The organism is Pseudomonas sp. KBS0707 (assembly GCF_005937945.2).
Lineage (GTDB): Bacteria > Pseudomonadota > Gammaproteobacteria > Pseudomonadales > Pseudomonadaceae > Aquipseudomonas > Aquipseudomonas amygdali.
This window is the reverse complement of sequence record NZ_CP041754.1, coordinates 2620956-2641453: the sequence shown is the minus strand read 5'-3', so window position 1 is coordinate 2641453 and position 20498 is coordinate 2620956. Positions and strand designations below refer to the sequence as shown.

Below are 20498 nucleotides of genomic sequence, written 5' to 3'. Positions count from 1 at the left end.
AAATTCACAGCACCTTGCCGAGAAAGGCAGCGGTGCGAGGGTGTCGGGGATGGTGGAAAACCTGTTCCGGCGGCCCTTGCTCAATCAACTGGCCATCGCACAGAAACACCACGTGATCCGCCACTTCCCGGGCAAAACCGATCTCGTGGGTCACTACCACCAGCGTGACACCCAGTTGCGTGAGCCCTTTGATGACATCCAGCACCTCGCCGACCAGCTCGGGGTCGAGGGCTGAGGTAGGTTCATCAAACAGCAGCACCTTGGGGTCCAGCGCCAACACACGGGCAATGGCGACGCGCTGTTGCTGGCCCCCGGAAAGCTGGCGTGGGTAAGCGTCCACCTTGTCTGCCAGGCCAACCCTGGCCAGCAATTCACCTGCTCTTGCCTGCGCCTCGGCCTTGCTCCAGCGTTTATGGGCCAATGGTGCTTCAGCAATGTTTTCCCAGGCGGTGAGGTGCGGGAACAGGTTGAAATTCTGAAACACGAAGCCGACTTCGATGCGCCGCTTGAGGATTTCACGCTCCTTGAGCTCATAGAGCAGATCACCCTTGCGCCGATAACCAACGTAGTCGCCGTCGATGGTGATGTAACCGCTGTCGATCTTTTCCAGGTGGTTGATGGTGCGCAACAGCGTGGACTTGCCCGAGCCGGACGGCCCGAGAATCACCGTGACCTTGCCCGGTTCAATGCTCAGGTCAATGTCCTTGAGCACCTGCTGGCTGCCAAAGCGTTTGCCCACGCCCTGGATCTGAATGCGCCCTGCGCGCACGGGTGCAGAGGCTTCACTCATGATGCTTCTCCTTCAACCAGCCGCGCACTCGCTGCAAGGGCGTGGGCGGCAAAACACGCGCCGTGCCACGAGCAAAGTGTCGCTCGACGTAGTACTGCGCGCTGGTCAACAGCGTGGTGATGATCAGGTACCAGACAGTGGCAACAATCAGCAGCGGAATCACCGCCTGGGTACGGTTGTAGATGACCTGCACGGTGTAAAACAGCTCTGGCAAGGCCAGCACGTAAACAATGGAAGTGCCTTTGACCAGGCCGATGATTTCGTTGAAGCCCGAAGGCAGGATCGAGCGCAGTGCCTGGGGCAGAATGATGCGGAAAACCCGACGCGAAGCCGGCAAGCCCAGGGCTGCAGCGGCTTCATGCTGGCCAGCATCGACACCGATCAGCCCGCCACGAATGATTTCTGCGGTATACGCCGCCTGCATCAGGCTCAAGCCCAGGACCGCCACGGTGAATTGACTGAGCACGTCGACCGTTGACCATTCGGCGAAGACCAGATCGGTAAACGGCACACCCAGTACGATGTGGTCGTACAGGTAGGCGAAATTGTAGAGAATGATCAACACCAGCAGCGCCGGCATCGAGCGGAAAAACCAGATGTAGCCCCAGGCCAGCGCCGCCAGCAGCGGTGAGCCCGACAGGCGTGCCAGCGCCAGCGCCGTGCCGAGAATGATGCTGAACACAGTGCTGAGCAGTGTCAGCAGCAACGTCTGGGCCAGGCCGCGCAGCACTGACGGCGAGAAGAACCATTGTCCGAATACGCCCCACTCCCAGCGCGGATTGGTCGCCAGCGAATGCACGATGGCGACCAGCACCAGTGCAGCGAATATCGACCCCACCCAGCGACCGGGATGCCGGGCGGGTACTACTTGCATCGCCTTGATCGGTGGTTGTGCTACCCGGCTCTGGCGCAGCGGGTAACGGCTGGTCTCGTCGATGAAGTCATAGGGTTTGGCGACAGTGGGCATGCTTGTTCCTCGCACTCAATGGGGGTTTTCAGGTGCTGGCCTTAAAAGGCGTAAGTCAGCCGGGTGTAGTAGTAACCGCCGGTAAAACCGTAGGGCGAATAGGTGCCGTAACTGCTGACCATGGTGCTGCTGGGAACCCCCTGTTTCCTTGGATAGATGTCGAACAGGTTCTTTGCGCCGATGGCAACGTTGAGGTTTTTGCTGAGGTTGTAGCCGAGGTCCAGATCGGTGATCCACTTGGCGCTGTACACCCGATCCAGATCGCGATTGGCTGAGGAATTGACCTCTTTGTAGGAACCGTAACGGGTCAGCGCCAGGTTCAGGTTGAAGCGCTCGATGCTCCAGTCGCCGCCCAGAATCAGTTTGGTACGCGGCTGCACGCCGGTAATCAGATTGCGCGCTTCGCGGTCCATCAGCTCATAGGAAGTACCGAGGATCGAGGTGGATTCCTTGTAGCTGAGGATCTTTGTCTGGTTCCAGTTGAACGCCGCTGTCCACTTCACTGACCCGTACTGCCCAAGGTCCTGGCGGTAGTTGCTGACCAGGTCCAGCCCCTTGGTGCGGGTGTCGGCACCGTTGATGAAATACTGGCCGCCCGACGTCGAATCGATGCCGTTGTTGAGTAGCACCTGAGTGACTTCATCACCCAGCAGGGTGCCGGTCAGAGTGATGCGGTCACGCAGATTGATCACGTAGGCATCGGCGGTCAGGGTCAACTGATCGGTAGGCGTCAGGGTGAAACCGAGGCTGAAATTGGTGGAGCGCTCCGGCTTGAGGTCCTCGGCACCCAGCGCTCTGGCGGCACCCGAGCCGGTCGGCAATACGCCGTAATTGATCGACTGATACACGCCGTCCACCACGCCGTAAGTGGTCGAACGTGCACTGAACAGACTGTTGGCCAGGGATGGCGCACGAAAGCCATTGCTGACGGTGGCGCGAACGGCGAACTGCGGGGTGAAGTCGTAGCGTGTGGTCAGCTTGCCGCTGCGGGTCGCGCCCACACCTTGGTTGTAATGTTCATAGCGCATTGCGCTGCCGACATACCAGTCAGGCACAGGGTTGAAGCCTACGTCGACATAACTGGCGACACTGTTGCGCGAGGCGCTGCTTTCTTCATCCGGCGAAATGCCGTTGGTGACCTGCGCACCTGACGATGCACAGTTGCCCGGTGCAATGCAGTAACCGCCGTTGGCATAGGATTCATAGTCGCCCGCCTGCACCTCATACGTGTCGCGTCGATGTTCAAGGCCGTAGGACACGTCGAGGGGCTTTTGCAGGCCGATGTCAAAGCCGCGCTTGAAATCCAGGTTGGTGGTCAGCTCGGTGGAAATCCACGTTCCTGATGTGAAGCTGTTGGGCGTGGCCTCACCCAGCGACGGGTTCTGGTTATGCGTGGTGCCCTGCTCCGCCTCGTTGCGCCCGTAAGTGCTGGACAGATCCCAGTCCCATTCACCAAGCGTGCCTTTGCCACCAAACGCAGCCTGAAAATCGTCTTCGTCGATATACCAGGTCGGTGTGTATTGTATCCCGCCGGATAACCATTGGGCCCGGTGGTGATCGTATTGGTAATGGTCGGCAGGCGAAAATTCTGCCCCTGCTCGGCCTTGCGACGCGAATAGGTCGTGAAGGAATACAGACTGAAACTGTCATCGATCGGCAGCTCGGCGTTGTAACCCAGGGTCAGCAGATTGGTTTTCGGCGTGCCGTAACCGCCATACGTGGACTTGCCCGCCAGGTCGTAGGCTTGTTCGTAGCTGTAGCCATTGGCGCTGGCCTTGTTGTCGTCATTCTGGCTGCGGGCATCCAGCGCCAGTTGCACGATACCGCCGTCGCCAATCTCGAAGCCTTTATTGAGGCTTTGCTGCACGGTCTGCTTCTTGCCGTCATAACCGAGCCCGGCGTTGGTCACCGAGGTGCCGCTGGTGTCGGCCTTGAGGATGACGTTAATCACCCCGGCAATGGCATCGGAGCCATATTGAGCCGCGGCACCGTCACGCAGCACTTCTACATGATCAATGGCGCTGATCGGGATCAGATCGAGGTCTGCCGGCGCAGCGCCGGTGTTGATGCCGTTGATATTAAGAGTCGCGCTGGTATGGCGGCGTTTGCCATTGACCAACACCAGCACCTCGGCGGCACTCAAACCACGCAAGTTGGGCGCACGGGCAATGCCGCTGGCGTCCCAACCGGTTTTCTCCGGCAGTGTCAGAGATGGGATGACCGCGCTCAATGCCTCCATCAGGCCGGGCTTGCCAGTACTCTGTAATTGTTTGGCACTGACCACATCGATCGGCACCGGGCTGCTGGTCACGGTGCGCTGCTCGGCACCGCGATTACCGGTGACCACCACGGTGGACAAGGTACGACGCTCATCCTCGGAGGTTTTTTCCTCGGCCTGAATCGTCCCTGACAGCAAAACGCTCCCTATCGCCAACGCCAGCGGGCAGTAGCCCAGCACGGCAGTCGAGGCTCGGGCACGGTGTAAAGCTTGCTTCATATTCACTCCAGACATGGCCGTCATTGAAGCCATGCATGCAAATCGCAAAGTCGGGCGTTCCTGCTGTCGTAGGGACAGCGCGGTACGCACGTTTCAGGCTGTGCAGGTAAAACCTGCGCGATGAGCTAGCGGTGGGGTGAGAAGCCGGTTGGCGGCAGAAGTGACGCGCAGCGCCTGTCAACGACAGGGCGAGAGGAATAAAGCCAGTGGCAGGATTGAACAGGCAACATACGTTGAACTCCCTTCCAACGATTCTGCTTGAGGGGAATGGTTTATCCCTCGGTCATGGCGCACTCGACGGCGGCCTGATGCGCAGAATCCTGATAACGATTGGTACCATCCGAGGTAAGGGGTAGGCTGTTGAAACCAAACATAACGGAATCAATTTCGAAAATATAATTCTATTTGGTCATAAGCCAATATTATTATTTTTGATTTATATTTATTTTATTATTCACAAATAGCATTTTCAGTTCTCAGGTGTCTGACTGACAGGAAGACCCGATTATCAGGCCGGGCTTCCCAAGGCTGCTTTACTTTGAGAGCAACAACCCAATCAGCTCATCCGCGCCTCTGGAAATACCCGCCTGCGCCGCCGACAAACGCCCGAAGGTCGAGCTTATGTCATAAACCTTTGGATATTGCCGAGTGACATAGGACTCCAGAAGCTGCGAAGTGGACGCATCGTAGATCTCGACGGCATAGCTGACGGACCCGGTAAACGTACCTTCACGGTCTCTGGAGGCCTGAACGAGGTTATATGACCCCATGCCGATATCGAATCGGGAGAATGTAGACAGCCCGGTAACAGTGGTCTCGGCCCCGGTCAGGGTGAGGCGAATGCGCATTGTCCCGCGTGGAGGTGTGTCGGTGAACCGGAAATGCTTGCCCAGGGCTTCAGAGAACCTGACTGTCATGTCGTTGGCCAGGACGGTCTTTTCGTTGCGCTCCAGGTCTGAAAATTGCGCATCCGCTCCCGAGTAGATCACCACAGGTTCAAGCATTACTTTATCGTATTGGTTCCAGTTGACTGACGTCGAGTACTTGAAGGGAATACGACCCGAGCTGTCCTGTTTGTTGGGCCGCATTTCAAGTGATGACTCGATTCCTGAATACGGCGACGGCTCGTGACTGGCACACCCCGTGACCAGAAAAACCAATAACAACAGCCCGGCCAACTTCATGTTTTTAACGTAGTGCATGCAGAACTCTCCAGCGTGATCAGGTTATTGAAATTCAAGCACTCACCGTCAATCCCCGAGCCCGACTACTATCAGGCACGCACCGTCACGGGCAGTACCTTTGAAGGGCACTGGTAATATCCCGGGACCGTTTATCCAGAAGCACGTTTTCCAGAGGCACTGTATCTCGGAGCACTCTCTTGCCTGATGCAGGGCCATCCATGATCGCGACGTACCGCGTTGCACGGCATTTAATCGATCATCATCAGACTGCTCTGCGAGGCGCTGCCGGACTGTTCTGGATATGTGTCAGTCTGCAATGAACTGCGAGACCACCAAAACTGTACCGACGTGTATAGCTTTAAACCGTTGGCGATGGGTCGTCAACCTAAAATGCACACATCGGTATGCTTTTGAAGAGTTCACTATTCGCATCAAGCGGGCTGAACCCGTCAGACCCTTGAACGGCAATCATTCCAGATTCCGCGAATCAGATCCTTGAGTAACAGTGCCTCGCTCCAGCGATCTGAAATTTCGCGCCCGTCACTCCCTGTGATTGCATACGGGGGTGGGCCCAGCTCGCACGTGAAAGACAGGCTGGCTGGTTTATTCGGTCGAGCCAGCCAATCTTCGATACCGTAACGCCACCAGGCTGAAAACCGCTCAAGCCAGGGACGGTGTTGTGCAAAGCTCAACGGCACCTGCACTTGTTCACTATTGGCTATACGGCCGTGAAACCCCCAACTATGGCGCAAGATGCTGTGAATGTGCTCGTCGTCCTCGGCCGTCGCCGACTCGGGCAACTCCCGACCTACCACGTAGTGGGACAAATCAGCCAGCAGTTTGAGGTCCGGCATCTGCGCCAGCACGTCGAGGGTAAACAACAGATCACTGGTAAGGCGGTAACGGTGAGTTTCCAGCAGAACCGGAAAGTCCACCTGCTCGGCCAGACGCTGCCAGCCCTCGATCAACGTAATCGCCTGGGCCAGCGTCCGCGGACGTGCATCGGCCTGCAGAGTCAGGTGGTGACAACCGTAGCGGCAAGCAACTTCAAGCGCCCTGTCCAGATCGGCCACTGTCTGTGGGAATAGCTGACCTTCAATCTGTAAGCCACGGGCCTCTGCGGCGGCATGCAGCCGCATGACATCGGGGGCATGCAAGTAATGGTCGGTGATCCCGTCAAAGCCGGCGGCGGCAATTCTGTCCAGTTGCGCCTCCATGGGAAGGTCACACTGGCCACGATGGTCCTGCATGGCCCATAGCGACTGAAATACCAGAAATGTGTCCATGTCAGAGCCTCAGCAGTTGTTTGAGCGAACACTCGGGGTCGTTGAGCATGGTGACGCTCAGCGGAGTTCTGGCAACGATCAGGCGCTCACACAGCTTGATATCTTTGGCAACGCTGTCGCCCAGCGCCAGGCCACAGGCACCCTGCAGTCGTTGTTGCGCATCCAGGTAGAACAGCAACCGCCCACCGCAGGCCAATGCGCGGCTGGCTGAAGGCAGGGGCTGCGTGGTTACACCGACTGTCTGCACGCTCCAGTCGTACTGATCGGACCAGAAGCCGGGCACGTCCTGGAACGGAAGATCGTTCCCCAGCATATTCAATGCGCTGTGGCGCCCCTGCGCTTCGGCGTTGCGCCAGGTCTCCTGCCGCTGGTACACCCCCTCGGGGTGCAGGCGATACTCACACACATCACCGGCGGCGAAGATGTCCGGGGCGCTGGTGCGCAGTCGATCGTCGACACGAATCCCTTGCCCCACGGCAAGGCCAGCCGCTACTGCAAGCTCGATGTTCGGCTGCATGCCAACGCCGACAACCACTGCGTCACAAGGCACACTCCAGCCGTCGACCAGCAGCACTGACTCGGCGCGCTCATTGCCTTGCACGCCTTCAAGCACGACATTGAGTTGTACATCGACGCCGTGCTGCCGATGCAAATCCAGCAATGCCCGGGACACTTCTTCAGGCAAGACGCGCCCGGCCAGACGAGGGCCTGCTTCGAGCAACATCACCTGGCAGCCTAGAGCCCGCGCCGTCGCCGCAACTTCAAGGCCAATGAACCCGGCACCGATGATCACCAGGCGTGAACCGTGGATCAAGGCACCCCGCAACGCCAATGCTTCATCGTGGGTGCGCAGGTAGAAAACATTGCTCAGGTGCCTGGGGATCTGTGCCAGGCAACGCGCCCTGCCCCCGGTCGCCAACAGCAATCGGCTGTAAGGCAACTCATCGCCGTCAGCCAACTGCAGGCGATGACCCTGCGTGTCGAGGCTCTTTACCGGGTTGTCGGTCAGATGCTCGATACCCAGCTCAGTGAGGCGCGTGTCCGCACACAGGCTGCAACCGGCCAGGTCCACGGAGCCTCGCAGCACGCCCTTGGACAAAGGTGGGCGCTCATACGGCACGTGCGGCTCGGAGCCGATCAGTATCAGTCGGCCGGCGTAACCCTGATCGCGCAAGGTCAGCGCTGCACGGCCACCTGCATGACCCGCGCCAACGATAATCAATGGAGCATTCATGGCATGCACTCCTGATTTTCAGTCACTGACCGCAAGCAAAACCCGCCCGGATTCGACCCGTACGGCAAAGGTCTTGAGATTGACGCACACGGGTGCTCCCAGGGCTTTGCCATTGCGATAGTCGAAGCGGCCGTTATGTTTAGGGCATTCGATGACGTGATCTATTACCAGCCCGTCGGCGAGGTGAATCTTTTCGTGGGTGCACAGGCCCGCCGTGGCGAAAAATTCGTTGTCGGCGGAACGGTATACGGCATAGGTATGCGGGCCGTGATCGAAGCGAATGACGTCTTCTTCATCAATTTCGCCCACGGCGCATACATCAATCCATTGATTGTTCATGGTTTTTCTCTCTCGTTCGGGAACAACCGGAAAGTGTCAGCCGGAGGTCGCTTCAGGCTGGGGACGTGCGGCGGTGGCAGGCGCTGAAGCATGTGACACCTGGCGCTTGATGAAGTAGGTCGGGTCGCGGCGCTGCCTCAGGAGGGTTGGAATAATTTCCTTGAAGGCTTCGCCGAGGCTGGCATAAGGCGGCGGACAGTCGTGGCGGATCTCTTCATGAAGTTGCGCCAACGCGTGATACGGCACCATCGGGTACATATGGTGCTCAAGGTGGTAGTTCATGTTCATGTACAGAAAGCGCAGCACGCGGTTCATGTAGATAGTGCGGCAGTTGCTGCGATGATCGAGCACGTCTTCAGCCAGCCCCACATGTTGAGTAAGGCCGAACAGGTAAGACAGCCAGCCGCCATAAAGCATGGGCAAACCGACGTACATGAGGGGTAACCAGCTTTGCAGATACAGTGCCGCAGCAACCACTCCGGCATAAATGGCGAGCCAGATACGCGCGGCCAGAAACACTCTGGGCCATTCGGATACCGGGATGAAATCCTTCTCTTGCTCGCTCATGTGCGCAAAAGCATGTCGGCACACGCCGCCCATTGTTTTGATCAGCAAGGGAATCTGAAACAGGCTCAGGAACATCATCACAAGGCTCGGCGGCCGTGGCTCGACAATTTCCGGGTCGCGACCTACCACGATAGTGTCGGTATGATGCCGCGCATGGCTCCAGCGCCATACATGTGGCTCGAACATGCACATGAAACTGGCCACCTGGTACAACCCGTCATTCATCCACCGGGTCTTGAACGCGGTGCCGTGGCCAGTCTCGTGCCAGCGCGGGTTGGAGGCTGTGGCGTAAAGAACGCCATAAGCCAGGAAGAACGGCACACATGCCCAGGAACCCCAGAACCAGTAGCCGCCAAAACCGCTGACCAGCAGCGCCAGCAACCAAATCGCGGTGTCGAGCAAGGCCGGGCCGTCGCGGCGCTGCATCAATTGTTTCATGCGTTGACGAGAGATGGGCGACTGGTACCACTCGGCAGATACCAGGCCTTTTTCCGCTGCACGGGCAGCTTCGGGGCCGGTCAGGCTATAGTCGCGCTGACAGGCTGCAGTGTCTTGAGGCATTGTTATTATTCTCCGCAAGTGTGAGGTTTCAGGAACTTTGCGTAAGAAAATATAGAGAGCACCCACCCCCCTCTCAAGGCCTTGAATACATTCACTATCAAGCTATCATCGAGCATCTGCGGTGCTTGATAGTTTTCTATCAAGCCGCTTCAAGGGCATGGCATGAATAACAATAAGCGCCCCACCATCGCGACTGTTGCCGCGCAGGCAGGCTTGAGTGTCGCGACTGTCGATCGCGTGCTCAACGCCCGCGCTCCGGTAAACCCCGCTATCGCCGAGCAGGTGCTGAAGGCCGCGGAAGCAGTGGGTTATTTCGCCGCACGGCTGATTGCGCAGCGCATTGTCGAGCAACGTCCCACTTACCGTTTCGGCATTCTGTTGCTGAACACCGCCCAGGCGTTCTATGCCAACCTCGCTCAGGCCATTGGCCAGGCCGCGCAACGTCGTATCGGGGCCAATCTGACCTGCCAGTTCGAATACGTGACTGATCGCAGCCCAGCCGCCATCGTTGCCCAACTCGAACAACTGGCAGTGCAATGTGACGGCCTGGCGGTGGTCAGCTTCGCCCACCCGCTGATCAACGCTGCTCTTGAACAGATTCGCCAGGCTGGCGTCCCGGTGATAGCGCTGCTTTCAGACATTCATGAGAAGGCAGATGAGCCTTACGTCGGTCAGGACAATTATCAGGTCGGACGCACCATGGGCTGGCTGCTGGCACGTACCTGCGGTGCTCGCAAAGGCAGCATCGGCATTCTGCTCGGCGGCCATCGCTTTCTCGGTCATCAGGCGCGGGTTGAAGGGCTACACAGTTACCTGGCAGAGCATGCGCCGGGGTTACGTCCTCTGGTGCCGCTGATCAACCTCGACAACTGCGATATCACCGAAGAGGCGAGCCTGGAATTGCTGGGCAATCATGACGATCTGCGCGGGCTGTGCGTGGTGGGCGGTGGTGGCGACGGCATCATCAGTGCCCTCTCGCAACTGCCCAGACGTCCAGCGCTGTGCTGCATTTTGCAGGAGTCCACCGAACTGTCGCGCCTCGCACTCGCGAACGGGCTGGTTGACGTAGTGATCGACTCCCAGCCTCTTCAAATTGCCGAGGCACTGGTAAATCTGCTGATCGAGTTGCAGACCGTCAACAGCTTCGATCCGCTCAGGCACCGGGTGTATGTACCGCTACAGATCGTGACCTCGGAGAATACCGACGCCTGACCGGCGTCAGAGCCCTCGAAAATCGGCGGCGTTCAAGCCGAATCGACTCATTTTGTTGTACAGCCCGCCGCGGGAAACGTTCAGCTGTCGAGCAGCAAGGCGAATGTTGCCTCGGGTGCTTTCGAGCGCCGCAATAATCGCGTGCATTTCGTGGGTGCCAAGGTCATGGGCCGCCAAAGGCACTGGCAGCCGGCCCGGCACCGCGAGGCCGCTGCGCTGCCTGATTTCAAGGGGCAGATCGGCGGGCTGGACGAGCTCACCCGTGGCCAGATTGGTCGCGCGCTCAATGCTGTTTTCCAGCTCTCGCACGTTGCCCGGCCAGCTATAAGCCACCAGCAATTCCAGGGCTTGCGCAGAAAGCCCCAGCACTGACTTGCGCAATGAACGGGCGCAACGATCAAGAAAATGTTGCGCCAGCAAGGCTATGTCTTCCCGACGCATACGCAGCGGCGGTACGGTCAGGTTGAGCACGTTGAGTCGGTAATACAGATCTTCACGAAAGGCGCCTTCGGCCACTGCCTGACTCAAGTTACGGTGAGTGGCGGCAATGATGCGTACATCCACTGGTCGCGAGCTTTTCGCCCCGACCCGGGTTACTTCGCCCTCTTGCAACACCCGTAACAGGCTGACCTGCGCGTCGAAGGACATGTCGCCGATCTCATCAAGAAAGATCGTGCCGCCATCGGCCAGTTCGAACTTGCCCGCCGACCCGCCTTTAGCCGAACCCGTGAATGCGCCCTCGACATGGCCGAACAGCTCGCTTTGCACCAGGTCCCGGGGAATCGCGCCACAGTTGACCGCTACAAAAGGCCCGCTATTGCGGTCACTCGCATTATGGATCGCCTGGGCGAACAACTCCTTGCCGGTGCCGCTTTCGCCAAGAATCAAGGTGGTGGAATCGCTGCGACTGGCGATCCGCCCAAAATGCACGGCATCTGCAATCGCCCGTGAACGGCCCTGAATGGTCTCGAACGTGTAACGGGCCTGAGTGCCGATAATTCGCCGGGTGATCTCCCGAATGCGCCGATTTTCTCGCAGCGACACCACGCGCCCGCCCTGCTCCAGTGGGCATACCGAAACCAGACAGGACAACTGGCTGAAATCATGCAGTTCAAAGGTGCAGTCCAGGTCCCGCAGCCCTTCACCGATACGCGCCAGAATCTGTTCGTTCAAATCACTGCGCCCCAGACGCTGGAACGGGCTGCCCAGCAAATCCAGGCCGACCCGAAAAAGCTGCCGGGCATAGCGATTGAGCGCTTTTATACAGCCTCGTTCGTCCAGTACCACCAAACCTTCGTTGAGCACTTCGAGCACGGTTTGCTGTTCTTCCAGCAGCGCCTGCAAGGCCATTTGCCGCGAGACGGCCTCGGCCGCCGCCTGGACAGTGCCGAGCGTATGAAAATGGAACCAGCCAGGTTCTGCGGTCAGGGTCAGCATCGCCAGGGTCTTGCCTTGGGCATTGCGGATGGGCGCCGCAGCGCAATGCATCCGCCGCTGACGAAGGCCTGTACCGAAGTTTTCCTCTGCCAGTACATACACCAGGGAATCTTCAGCCAGGGCCAGCCCGGTGCAGTTGGTGCCCTGCACCGACTCCAGCAAACGCGTACCCACCGGCGTCAGATCCAGCCCGCAAAAATACAGTGTGGTGCCCTCAGCATCGGTGAGGTTGATATGGCCTCTCGGGTTATAGGCAAGCAAGCCGCGCATCACTTGAGCTGCTGCGGCAATCAAAACCCGATTGGCCGCCAGAGTAGCCGCAAGGTGTTGAGGGTCGACAAACCGGTAGTCGCTGTCTTCAGGGTTCACGCCGCCTGCGATGCTGCGTCCCCAGGAATCCCAAATAACCTTCCTGACCGTCGCCGGGCGCTCGTCAACGCCACTCAGGCGCGCCCGCCAGGCCTGCTCCAGTTCGGGTATGGGACCGCTGTTGAGTGCCACAGCCCCCAATGCGGTGAGGTATCCGAGGTCTTGCACGCTGAAGGTCGCAGACGGTGAGGACATTGATGTATCCATGTTCATATATTCAACATATCAGTATAGACATGTCATTAAAATGAACACTTTTTGGCTGGAAATTTTTAATAAACGTTTAAAATCAATATCTTAAGTTATGGCATGGCATTTGCTCTCCCTCTTTTGCCCGGCGCGCTTACGGCCGGGAAATAATCGAACAACAATTAAAAAGGGTTATTTCATGAGCAAAAAAAATCTCCGCCTTGGTCTGATTGGCGCCGGTCGCATGGGCAGCTTCCACGGCCAGACCGCCGCCCACCATATTCCCGGTGCCTGCCTTGCGGCCATCGCCGACCCCACTCCGGGCCGGGCGTCGCGTCTGGCCGCAGAGTTAGGGGTAGATCGGGTTTACACCGACCCTCAGCAATTGCTGGACGACCCAGACCTGGATGGCGTGCTGATCGCTGCCCCCGCGCGCAGCCACGCAGAATTGGTCATCAGCGCGGCGCGGGCCGGCAAGGGCATTTTTTGCGAGAAACCCATGGCGATCACTCTCGAGGAAGCCGACCGCGCTATCGCTGCGGCCGCCGATGCCGGCGTGCCCTTGCAAGTCGGTTTCAACCGTCGCTTCGCCAAAAGCTTTCGTACGGCTCATCTGAACGTGGTTGAGGGGCGTATAGGTACACCGCAACTGTTGCGCTCGTTAACCCGAGATCCTGCGCTGAACAATCCGGCAGCCTCGCCGCAATGGGTGATCTTTCTTGAAACGCTGATTCATGACTTCGATACCCTGCGCTACCTGAACCCCGGTGCCGAGGCAGTCAGCGTCTTCGTCATGGCTGATGCGCTGATTGCACCGGATTACAAGAACAATGGGTTTCTGGACACAGCGGTGGTGATGATCCGTTTCGACAACGGTGCCTTTGCCACCGCTGAAGCCAGCTTTCAGGCGGTCTACGGTTACGACGTCCGGGGCGAGGTCTTCGGCAGTGCCGGCATGTTGACTATGGGCAACGTCAGTGAATCTGATCTGACCCGTTATCTGGCCAATGGTATACAGGCCGACTCCCAACGACTGGACACCGACCTGCTGCGTGACGCCTACATCGCCGAACTCAATCATTTTGCCGACTGCCTGCGTACCGGGGCCAAACCCCTGGCCAGTGGCGAAGATGCCCGAGCGGCGCTGGCCATTGCCCGCGCCTGCATCGAGTCGTTCCAGCAAGGCCGACCGGTGGCGGTGTCACGAGGAGTCTGCGCATGAGCTCCATACCGTTCACATTAGCGGTCAGCGCCGAGATGGTGTTCCTGGATTTACCCTTCACCGAGCGTGTCAGGCGTATTCACGAGCTGGGCTTCAGCGCCGAAATATGGAGCTGGGCCAATAAGGACATCGCAGCGCTGGCTGCCACAGGGGCGAATTTCACCTCCATGACCGGCTACACCCACGGCAATCTGACCGATGCCGACGCAATCCAGCACCTGCTGGACAGCGCACGCGAATCCCTCGCGGTCGCCGCCCGGCTCAATTGCCCGAGCCTGAACCTGCATGGCACGGGCCTTGACGACAAAGGTTTGCCCGTCAATCCGGTGGCTCATGTCAATGGACGCATGTGGCTGAGTGCCTGCAAAACGCTGGAAAAACTCGCTCGCCTTGGCGAAGAGGCCGGCCGGGTATTCTTGCTGGAAAACCTGAATACCGAGGTCGACCACCCCGGCACCCCGTTCGCTCGCGCTGAAGACACATTGGCCCTGATCGAGGCCGTGGGCAGCCCGCACCTGAAAATGAACCTGGACCTTTATCACGCGCAAATCGGCGAAGGAAACCTGATCGAACTCATCCAGCGCTCAGGCAGTGCCATAGGAGAAATCCAGGTCGCCGACGTTCCCGGTCGCCAAGAGCCCGGTACAGGTGAAATTCATTATCCCGCCATTGCCAGAGCGTTGTTCGATATGGGCTACACGGGTGTCGTCGGGCTTGAAGGCTGGGCCAGTGGCAACAGCGAAGCAGCACTGGAACGCTTCAAAAAAGCCTTCACCCTGACTTGAGGAACACCTTGGCAAGCTCTCGTGAAAAGCGCTGGAAACGTTCATGACAGGTCTTGGTGAACGTCACACATAACAACAAAAGGAAACGTCTCATGCCCTTCTGCAAACTGTTTATCGCCGTGCTGTTACTGGTTTCCAGCCAATGGGCTGCTGCGAGTTACCGAATTGGCGTCACGATCGCCAGAGTCGACGATAACTTCATGACCTATGTGCGCAGCGGCCTGGAAGAAGCTGCCCGAAAAGAGAATGTGCAGCTCCAGTTCGAGGACGCTCAAGGCGATGTGGTTCGCCAGATCAATCAGGTTCAGGGCTTTCTCAGCCAGAAAGTGGATGCGGTTATCGTCTTGCCGGTGGACACCTCCGCCACGGCAAATATGACCCGCGCAGCGGTCGAGGCAAAGATGCCGCTTGTCTACGTCAACCGTCACCCGGATGAGCGCGTCTTGCCCAAGGGAGTTACCACCGTGGCGTCCAACGACATTGAGGCAGGACAATTGCAGATGCGCTATCTGGCAGAAAAGATGGGAGGCAAAGGTACTATCGCGCTCATCATGGGTGACCTTGCGCAGAACTCGACACACGACCGCAGCGAAGGCGTCAAACAGGTGCTCAAGGACTATCCGGGCATAACGATCGTCGAGCAGCAAACAGCGGAATGGCAACGTAACAAAGGTATGGACCTGACCAGTAACTGGCTACTGGCGGGCAGAACCTTTGATGCCATTGTGGCCAATAACGACGAGATGGCCATAGGCGCCGCCATGGCGTTACAACAGGCTGGCAAAGCGAAGGGGGAAGTTGCAATTGTAGGCATTGACGGCTTGCCTGATGGCCTGGCGGCGATCAAACGTGGAATGCTGGCAGCCTCGGTGTTTCAAGACCCGAAAGCCCAAGCGACCACAGCTCTGCAATCGGCCATAAAAATGATCAAAGGCGAGCCGGTCGACGCCGAGGTCTGGGTGCCCTTCCAACTCATTACACCGGAGCAGGTAGCGGTGTTCGAGCAACATTATAAATAGTAGTCGGGAAGGCGAGTATCGAATGGAGGGATGAACGCCCTGACCAGATGAGTTTCGAACTTCAGGGGCAACGCATGGCATGGGCTGCCAAGCCGGGTATCGACACTGGCGTAGAAGGTGTGCGCTGGGTACAGCCTGCCAATAACGATGCCGCCTGGGTGAACTACTAAAGCACTGACTGCCGGGTTTCTTACCCGGCAGGATGGCTGCCCTGCCGGCGATTCAACCGACAGTGGCTTCCTTGACGAAGTCTTCGTAGGTGCGCAGCGGGTGCCCGATAATGGCCTCCAGCCGGTCTACTGTTCCTTCGACTGCTTGAGGTGGCGACGGCTATATGGCTTCGGACGCCAAAACTGCTTCAGACAATCAGAAGTACATCACAAGAAAGTAAACCCGGGATATTTACCGCAAAAACGAAAAAAGACGCCTAAGCGTCTTTTTTGTTAATCCCATATGCCTCTTGTGCATACATGGATTTATATTTGGAGCGGGAAACGAGACTCGAACTCGCGACCCCGACCTTGGCAAGGTCGTGCTCTACCAACTGAGCTATTCCCGCATTGTCTTGATGACGGGCGCTATTCTAGCGTTTCAGAAAGCTGCGTCAAGCCCTTGATTCAAAAACTTATTTTTTTTCTGCCGTAGTCTTGAGGTGCGGCCACGCGGCTCTGAGGTATTGCACCATCGACCACAGGGTCAACCCCGCTGCAACGAGCAGCAATGCGTAGCCGAGAATCACCCAGATCGTGATCGCAGGCGGGTTGCCCAGCAGAATAACCAGCGCGAGCATTTGCGCCGCCGTTTTCCATTTGCCCATATTGGAAACGGCAACCTGCGCACGCGCGCCGATTTCCGCCATCCACTCGCGGAGTGCAGAAATCACGATTTCGCGACCGATGATCACCGCTGCGGGCAGCGTCAGCCACAGATTGGCATGCGCCTGAACCAGCAGCACCAATGCCACGGCCACCATCAGTTTGTCTGCTACCGGGTCGAGAAAGGCGCCAAAAGGCGTACTTTGTTCAAGACGGCGGGCCAGATACCCGTCGAGCCAGTCGGTCGCCGCAGCGAACGCAAAGACTGCACTGGCGGCCATGTAGCTCCAGTGATAAGGCATGTAGAACAGCAAAATGAAGATCGGAATCAATAAAACGCGTAGTACGGTGATCAGATTAGGGATATTCATCGGCACAACTGGCTACGAGGTGAGCGGGCATTCTACTCGCTGTGCAGGTTTGCATAAATCGACTCTGCCAGCTTTTTACTGATTCCGGGTGCTTTTGCGATTTCATCGATGCTGGCACGGGACAATTCCTGTAATCCGCCGAAATGTTTGAGCAGGTCACGACGCCGGGTCGGCCCGACGCCTGCAACGCCTTCAAGGGTCGAGGTGCGCCGGGTCTTACCGCGCCGCGCGCGGTGACCGGTGATTGCGAAACGGTGGGCCTCGTCGCGAATCTGCTGAATAAGGTGCAACGCCGGAGAATCGCCGGGCAGCGTGAATTCATGTGCTGCGTCGTTCAGGTAAAGGGTTTCAAAGCCCGCCTTGCGCGTGGTGCCCTTGGCGACACCGAGCAGAATCAGATCAGGCACCTGCAATTCATTGAGCACATCACGGGCCATGGACATCTGGCCCTTGCCGCCGTCCACCAGCAGCACATCCGGCAACTTGCCCTCCCCGGCCTTGATGCGGCTGTAACGTCGGGTCAAGGCCTGGTGCATGGCGGCATAGTCGTCGCCTGCCGTCACGCCTTCAATATTGAAGCGCCGGTAATCGGACTTGATCGGGCCTTCCGGACCGAACACCACACAGGACGCTACGGTCGCCTCACCACTGGAGTGGCTGATGTCGTAGCATTCGAGGCGCATTGGCGGATCTTCAAGCCCCAGCACCTTGGCCAGCGCTTCGAACCGCGACGCAACATGCTGACGGTTGGCCAGCCGCGCAGTCAGTGCCTGCTCGGCATTGGTGACCGCCATTTGCTGCCAGCGCGCCCGGGTGCCGCGCACGCGATGACTGATAACCATCTCGACGCCGCGCAGTTCTTCGACGGCGTCGACGAACGCAGGGAAATCGTCGTTGATGACATTGACGATGACTTCGCCGGGCAGCTCACGGTCGATGCCGCCGAGGAAATACTGAGCCAGGAATGCCGACATCACTTCGCCGACCTCCTCTTCTATGCCGACCTGCGGGAAGAAGTTCTTGCTGCCCAGCACCCGCCCGCCCCGCACGCTAATCAGGTGCACGCAGGCACCGCCAGGGTTGACGAACGCGGCGACCACATCGACATCGCCGGTAGCGCCGTCCATGCTCTGCTGATCCTGGACGCGGCGCAACAAGGCGACCTGATCGCGCAACTCGGCTGCGCGTTCGAAATCGAGCGCCATCGCGGCTTTTTCCATGGTGGCGTTCAGTTCGTCACTCAGGGCATTGCTGCGTCCCTCGAGAAACATCACCGAGTGACGTACGTCCTCGGCATACACCTCAGGCTCGACCAGCCCAACACACGGCCCTTTGCAACGTTTGATCTGGTATTGCAGGCAAGGGCGTGTGCGGTTCTTGAAGTAGCTGTCCTCGCACTGCCGCACCTGAAAGGTCTTCTGCAGCAGGCTAAGGCTCTCGCGAATCGCGCCGGCACTCGGGTAAGGCCCGAAATAACGGCCCTTGGCCTTTTTAGCTCCCCGATGAATACTCAGTCGCGGGTAGTTACCATCGGACAGAAACACATAGGGATAGGACTTATCGTCACGCAGCAGAATGTTGTAGGGCGGCCGCCACTCCTTGATGAGGGTCTGCTCCAGCAACAGCGCTTCAGTTTCGTTGCCCGTGATGGTCGTTTCAATCTGGGCGATGCGCGACACCAGCGCTCCGGTCTTGGGCGCGTGTCCGGTTTTGCGAAAATAGCTGGCAAGACGCTTCTTGAGGTTCTTGGCCTTGCCGACGTAAAGCAGTGTGGCTTCGGCGTCGAACATACGGTAGACGCCGGGACGACCGCTACAGGTCGCGAGAAATGCACTTGGATCGAAAGTCTGGGTCATGTTCAGGCGCTGGCATCAACCATGCCGTGACGTACAGCGAGCAAAGCCAGTTCAACATCACTGCTGATCGAGAGCTTTTCAAAGATACGGTATCGGTAGGTATTAACGGTTTTCGGTGACAGGCACAGCTTGTCCGAAATGGTCTGGACTTTCTGGCAGCCGACGATCATCAGGGCAATCTGGATTTCACGCTCGGAAAGCAGATCGAACGGCGAATTGTTGACCTGCGGTTGGAACGACTTTAATGCCAATTGCTGGGCAATCTGCGGGCTGATGTAACGCTGACCGGCAAACACCAGGCGAATGGCCTGGACCATTTCGGCAAGCCCCGCACCCTTGGTCATGTAGCCGGCAGCACCTGCCTGCAGCAAACGGGTCGGAAACGGGTCTTCTTCACAGACAGTGACTGCGACGACCTTGATATAAGGGTGGCTACGCAGCATCTTGCGCGTCGCTTCCAGGCCGCCGATGCCTGGCATCTTGACGTCCATGAGTACAACGTCAGGCTTGAGCTCGCGCGCCTTCTTCAGTGATTCCTCGCCGGAATCAGCCTGCCCGACAACCTGCAGACCGTCTATGTCGGCCAGCATGCGTGTGATGCCTGTCCGGACAAGATCATGGTCATCGACAACTAGCACCTTAATCAAGCAGACACCTCGCGCAACGGTCATAACGAATGCCAATCACCATAACAAAAACAATGAGTCAGACCTAGCACTGCGAACTCAGACTCTCGACAAGTTGACGGTGGGTGCTTCGAGAACGACGAAAAAAACCCGCAGGCCGCAGAAAAGCAGGCTGCATGTCCGCCTCGCAATGCTTACCCTAAGGAAGCTTTTCAGGAGCGGAAAGCTCGGCAATGGTCGTCGTCAAACGCCTGATCGCATCCTGATCATCTTTGCCCAACACCCGGTAATTACCCAGAATCTTTTCTTCGATCACACTGAGATTGTCAATCGGCACCGGCGTGCGCGCTCCCGTCAGCACATAGAGCACATCCACACCTTTGGCCGCCACCGCAGCCAGGTAATCGGCCTTGGGCGCGCGATCACCATTTTCATACTTTCCCTGGGCGTTAGCCTCAACTCCCCCTATTTCACCGAAGGTACGCTGAGACATGCTCAGACGCTCTCGTTCTTTTCTCAGCCGACAACCGATTCCACTCATTTGAATCTATGATCCTATTAAAGCCATCCTAACGAATGTTAGAATCCCGCGGAATTGAATAGATTTGAACGGTTTTGAACTATGCCCGGAATACGCACCGCCGCACAAGCCAAGGCCTGGCTCGAACAACAGGGAAAATCTGTTCAGGAATTCGCTCGGGAAAACAGCATTGATCCGGCGACAACTTACCAGGTGCTGGCGGGCCGCAAGAAAGGCAGGCGCGGTGAAGCGCATAAGGTAGCCGTATTGCTGGGCATGAAGATCGGGACCATCCCGAACATGCAAACCCCGCAGGAAGAAGTAATGGGTGAAGAGTAGCTGATCCTGCCGGAGACTGCAGGCGCAATATGTAGAAGCCTGGCCGCACCATAGCCTGCCGCCAGGTAACTGTCATCAGCCGTTGAGCGGTTTACCCCTCGCCCTCTGCACCACCACGTCAATGCTCGTAGCCATTGATAATCCTGGTGATTGAATTTTCCAATTGAATGCGCCGCCGCTCCTGAAGTAAGCTTCGGAGCAATCAACGGAGACCCACCATGCTGCAATCCACTTCATCACTGCTTCAAGCGGCTACCGGCATTTCCTGCCGTGCATGCGCTATGGCTGTGCGGGTTGCCTCGGTGAATGCTCC

17 protein-coding genes, 1 tRNA gene and 2 pseudogenes are annotated in these 20498 nt (G+C 57.9%); 6 read left to right on the top strand and 14 right to left on the bottom strand.

The features are described from left to right. Window positions 1–4 precede the first annotated feature (4 nt). The 8 genes and pseudogenes from FFH21_RS12470 to FFH21_RS12435 form a co-directional block, all read right to left on the bottom strand. Window positions 5–790 (bottom strand): amino acid ABC transporter ATP-binding protein, encoded by a 786-nt coding sequence (locus tag FFH21_RS12470; RefSeq protein WP_011168518.1) that lies wholly within the window; start codon window positions 788–790, stop codon window positions 5–7. Then, on the bottom strand, window positions 783–1757 hold the full coding sequence (locus FFH21_RS12465; RefSeq protein ID WP_011168517.1) for an amino acid ABC transporter permease: 975 nt from the start codon (window positions 1755–1757) through the stop codon (window positions 783–785). The genes FFH21_RS12470 and FFH21_RS12465 overlap by 8 nt, the downstream gene beginning before the upstream one ends. A 41-nt stretch (window positions 1758–1798) precedes the next feature. After that, window positions 1799–4254: pseudogene (locus FFH21_RS12460) on the bottom strand (TonB-dependent receptor plug domain-containing protein). Between the two features lie 533 nt (window positions 4255–4787). Beyond that, window positions 4788–5456, bottom strand: a complete 669-nt coding sequence (locus tag FFH21_RS12455; protein ID WP_004662440.1) for a DUF3313 domain-containing protein — start codon at window positions 5454–5456, stop codon at window positions 4788–4790. 431 nt (window positions 5457–5887) lie between these two features. Beyond that, the gene (locus FFH21_RS12450; RefSeq protein WP_011168515.1) at window positions 5888–6724 is read right to left on the bottom strand and encodes a sugar phosphate isomerase/epimerase; all 837 of its coding nucleotides are present in this window, start codon (window positions 6722–6724) and stop codon (window positions 5888–5890) included. Window position 6725: 1 nt separating this feature from the next. Further along, window positions 6726–7958, bottom strand: a complete 1233-nt coding sequence (locus FFH21_RS12445; protein ID WP_011168514.1) for an NAD(P)/FAD-dependent oxidoreductase — start codon at window positions 7956–7958, stop codon at window positions 6726–6728. 18 nt (window positions 7959–7976) lie between these two features. Then, a complete protein-coding gene (locus FFH21_RS12440; protein WP_004662436.1) occupies window positions 7977–8297 on the bottom strand; it encodes a MocE family 2Fe-2S type ferredoxin in 321 nt (106 codons plus the stop codon). A 36-nt stretch (window positions 8298–8333) separates the two neighbouring features. Continuing rightward, entirely contained in the window at window positions 8334–9425 is a 1092-nt protein-coding gene (locus tag FFH21_RS12435; protein WP_004667662.1) for a fatty acid desaturase family protein, read from the bottom strand. A gap of 121 nt (window positions 9426–9546) precedes the next feature. On the opposite strand from FFH21_RS12435, the pseudogene FFH21_RS12430 reads away from it, so the two are divergent. After that, a pseudogene (locus FFH21_RS12430) lies at window positions 9547–10637 on the top strand (LacI family DNA-binding transcriptional regulator). Window positions 10638–10643: 6 nt separating this feature from the next. Here the strand turns inward: FFH21_RS12430 and FFH21_RS12425 are convergent. Continuing rightward, window positions 10644–12638 (bottom strand): sigma-54-dependent Fis family transcriptional regulator, encoded by a 1995-nt coding sequence (locus FFH21_RS12425; protein ID WP_019741150.1) that lies wholly within the window; start codon window positions 12636–12638, stop codon window positions 10644–10646. Between the two features lie 193 nt (window positions 12639–12831). Here FFH21_RS12425 and FFH21_RS12420 point away from each other — a divergent pair, with 193 nt between their 5' ends. The 4 genes from FFH21_RS12420 to FFH21_RS30565 all read left to right on the top strand — a co-directional run bounded on the left by FFH21_RS12420 (window position 12832) and on the right by FFH21_RS30565 (window position 15828). Beyond that, entirely contained in the window at window positions 12832–13854 is a 1023-nt protein-coding gene (locus FFH21_RS12420; RefSeq protein ID WP_011168511.1) for a Gfo/Idh/MocA family oxidoreductase, read from the top strand. Further along, complete coding sequence (locus FFH21_RS12415; protein WP_011168510.1) at window positions 13851–14639, top strand: TIM barrel protein; 789 nt, start codon at window positions 13851–13853, stop codon at window positions 14637–14639. The genes FFH21_RS12420 and FFH21_RS12415 overlap by 4 nt, the downstream gene beginning before the upstream one ends. Window positions 14640–14731: 92 nt before the next feature. Further along, window positions 14732–15658: a sugar ABC transporter substrate-binding protein gene (locus tag FFH21_RS12410; protein ID WP_004662425.1), complete on the top strand. Its 927-nt coding sequence runs from the start codon at window positions 14732–14734 to the stop codon at window positions 15656–15658. A gap of 47 nt (window positions 15659–15705) precedes the next feature. After that, complete coding sequence (locus FFH21_RS30565; protein WP_004662423.1) at window positions 15706–15828, top strand: hypothetical protein; 123 nt, start codon at window positions 15706–15708, stop codon at window positions 15826–15828. 313 nt (window positions 15829–16141) lie between these two features. On the opposite strand, the gene FFH21_RS12405 is transcribed toward FFH21_RS30565, so the two are convergent. The 5 genes from FFH21_RS12405 to FFH21_RS12385 form a co-directional block, all read right to left on the bottom strand. Further along, window positions 16142–16217, bottom strand: a tRNA-Gly gene (locus FFH21_RS12405). Window positions 16218–16283: 66 nt separating this feature from the next. Beyond that, window positions 16284–16844 carry a CDP-diacylglycerol--glycerol-3-phosphate 3-phosphatidyltransferase gene (gene pgsA, locus FFH21_RS12400; RefSeq protein ID WP_002553346.1) on the bottom strand — a complete coding sequence of 187 codons (561 nt, stop codon included), beginning with the start codon at window positions 16842–16844 and terminating at the stop codon, window positions 16284–16286. A 32-nt stretch (window positions 16845–16876) separates the two neighbouring features. Continuing rightward, window positions 16877–18700, bottom strand: a complete 1824-nt coding sequence (gene uvrC, locus FFH21_RS12395; protein WP_011168508.1) for an excinuclease ABC subunit UvrC — start codon at window positions 18698–18700, stop codon at window positions 16877–16879. Between the two features lie 2 nt (window positions 18701–18702). Continuing rightward, window positions 18703–19347 (bottom strand): UvrY/SirA/GacA family response regulator transcription factor, encoded by a 645-nt coding sequence (uvrY, locus tag FFH21_RS12390; RefSeq protein ID WP_011168507.1) that lies wholly within the window; start codon window positions 19345–19347, stop codon window positions 18703–18705. A gap of 178 nt (window positions 19348–19525) precedes the next feature. Continuing rightward, complete coding sequence (locus FFH21_RS12385) at window positions 19526–19819, bottom strand: helix-turn-helix domain-containing protein (RefSeq protein WP_005732029.1); 294 nt, start codon at window positions 19817–19819, stop codon at window positions 19526–19528. A 129-nt stretch (window positions 19820–19948) separates the two neighbouring features. Between FFH21_RS12385 and FFH21_RS12380 the strand changes: the two genes are divergently transcribed. Continuing rightward, window positions 19949–20185, top strand: coding sequence for a DNA-binding protein (locus FFH21_RS12380; RefSeq protein ID WP_002553342.1), 237 nt, complete (start codon window positions 19949–19951; stop codon window positions 20183–20185). Window positions 20186–20498: the final 313 nt, after the last annotated feature.

Coding starts and splice junctions, on each gene's coding strand:
- FFH21_RS12470 (WP_011168518.1), bottom strand. CDS start 790: ATGAGTGAAGCCTCTGCACCCGTGCGCGCAGGGCGCATTCAGATCCAG.
- FFH21_RS12465 (WP_011168517.1), bottom strand. CDS start 1,757: ATGCCCACTGTCGCCAAACCCTATGACTTCATCGACGAGACCAGCCGT.
- FFH21_RS12455 (WP_004662440.1), bottom strand. CDS start 5,456: ATGCACTACGTTAAAAACATGAAGTTGGCCGGGCTGTTGTTATTGGTT.
- FFH21_RS12450 (WP_011168515.1), bottom strand. CDS start 6,724: ATGGACACATTTCTGGTATTTCAGTCGCTATGGGCCATGCAGGACCAT.
- FFH21_RS12445 (WP_011168514.1), bottom strand. CDS start 7,958: ATGAATGCTCCATTGATTATCGTTGGCGCGGGTCATGCAGGTGGCCGT.
- FFH21_RS12440 (WP_004662436.1), bottom strand. CDS start 8,297: ATGAACAATCAATGGATTGATGTATGCGCCGTGGGCGAAATTGATGAA.
- FFH21_RS12435 (WP_004667662.1), bottom strand. CDS start 9,425: ATGCCTCAAGACACTGCAGCCTGTCAGCGCGACTATAGCCTGACCGGC.
- FFH21_RS12425 (WP_019741150.1), bottom strand. CDS start 12,638: ATGTCCTCACCGTCTGCGACCTTCAGCGTGCAAGACCTCGGATACCTC.
- FFH21_RS12420 (WP_011168511.1), top strand. CDS start 12,832: ATGAGCAAAAAAAATCTCCGCCTTGGTCTGATTGGCGCCGGTCGCATG.
- FFH21_RS12415 (WP_011168510.1), top strand. CDS start 13,851: ATGAGCTCCATACCGTTCACATTAGCGGTCAGCGCCGAGATGGTGTTC.
- FFH21_RS12410 (WP_004662425.1), top strand. CDS start 14,732: ATGCCCTTCTGCAAACTGTTTATCGCCGTGCTGTTACTGGTTTCCAGC.
- FFH21_RS30565 (WP_004662423.1), top strand. CDS start 15,706: ATGAGTTTCGAACTTCAGGGGCAACGCATGGCATGGGCTGCCAAGCCG.
- pgsA (WP_002553346.1), bottom strand. CDS start 16,844: ATGAATATCCCTAATCTGATCACCGTACTACGCGTTTTATTGATTCCG.
- uvrC (WP_011168508.1), bottom strand. CDS start 18,700: ATGACCCAGACTTTCGATCCAAGTGCATTTCTCGCGACCTGTAGCGGT.
- FFH21_RS12385 (WP_005732029.1), bottom strand. CDS start 19,819: ATGTCTCAGCGTACCTTCGGTGAAATAGGGGGAGTTGAGGCTAACGCC.
- FFH21_RS12380 (WP_002553342.1), top strand. CDS start 19,949: ATGCCCGGAATACGCACCGCCGCACAAGCCAAGGCCTGGCTCGAACAA.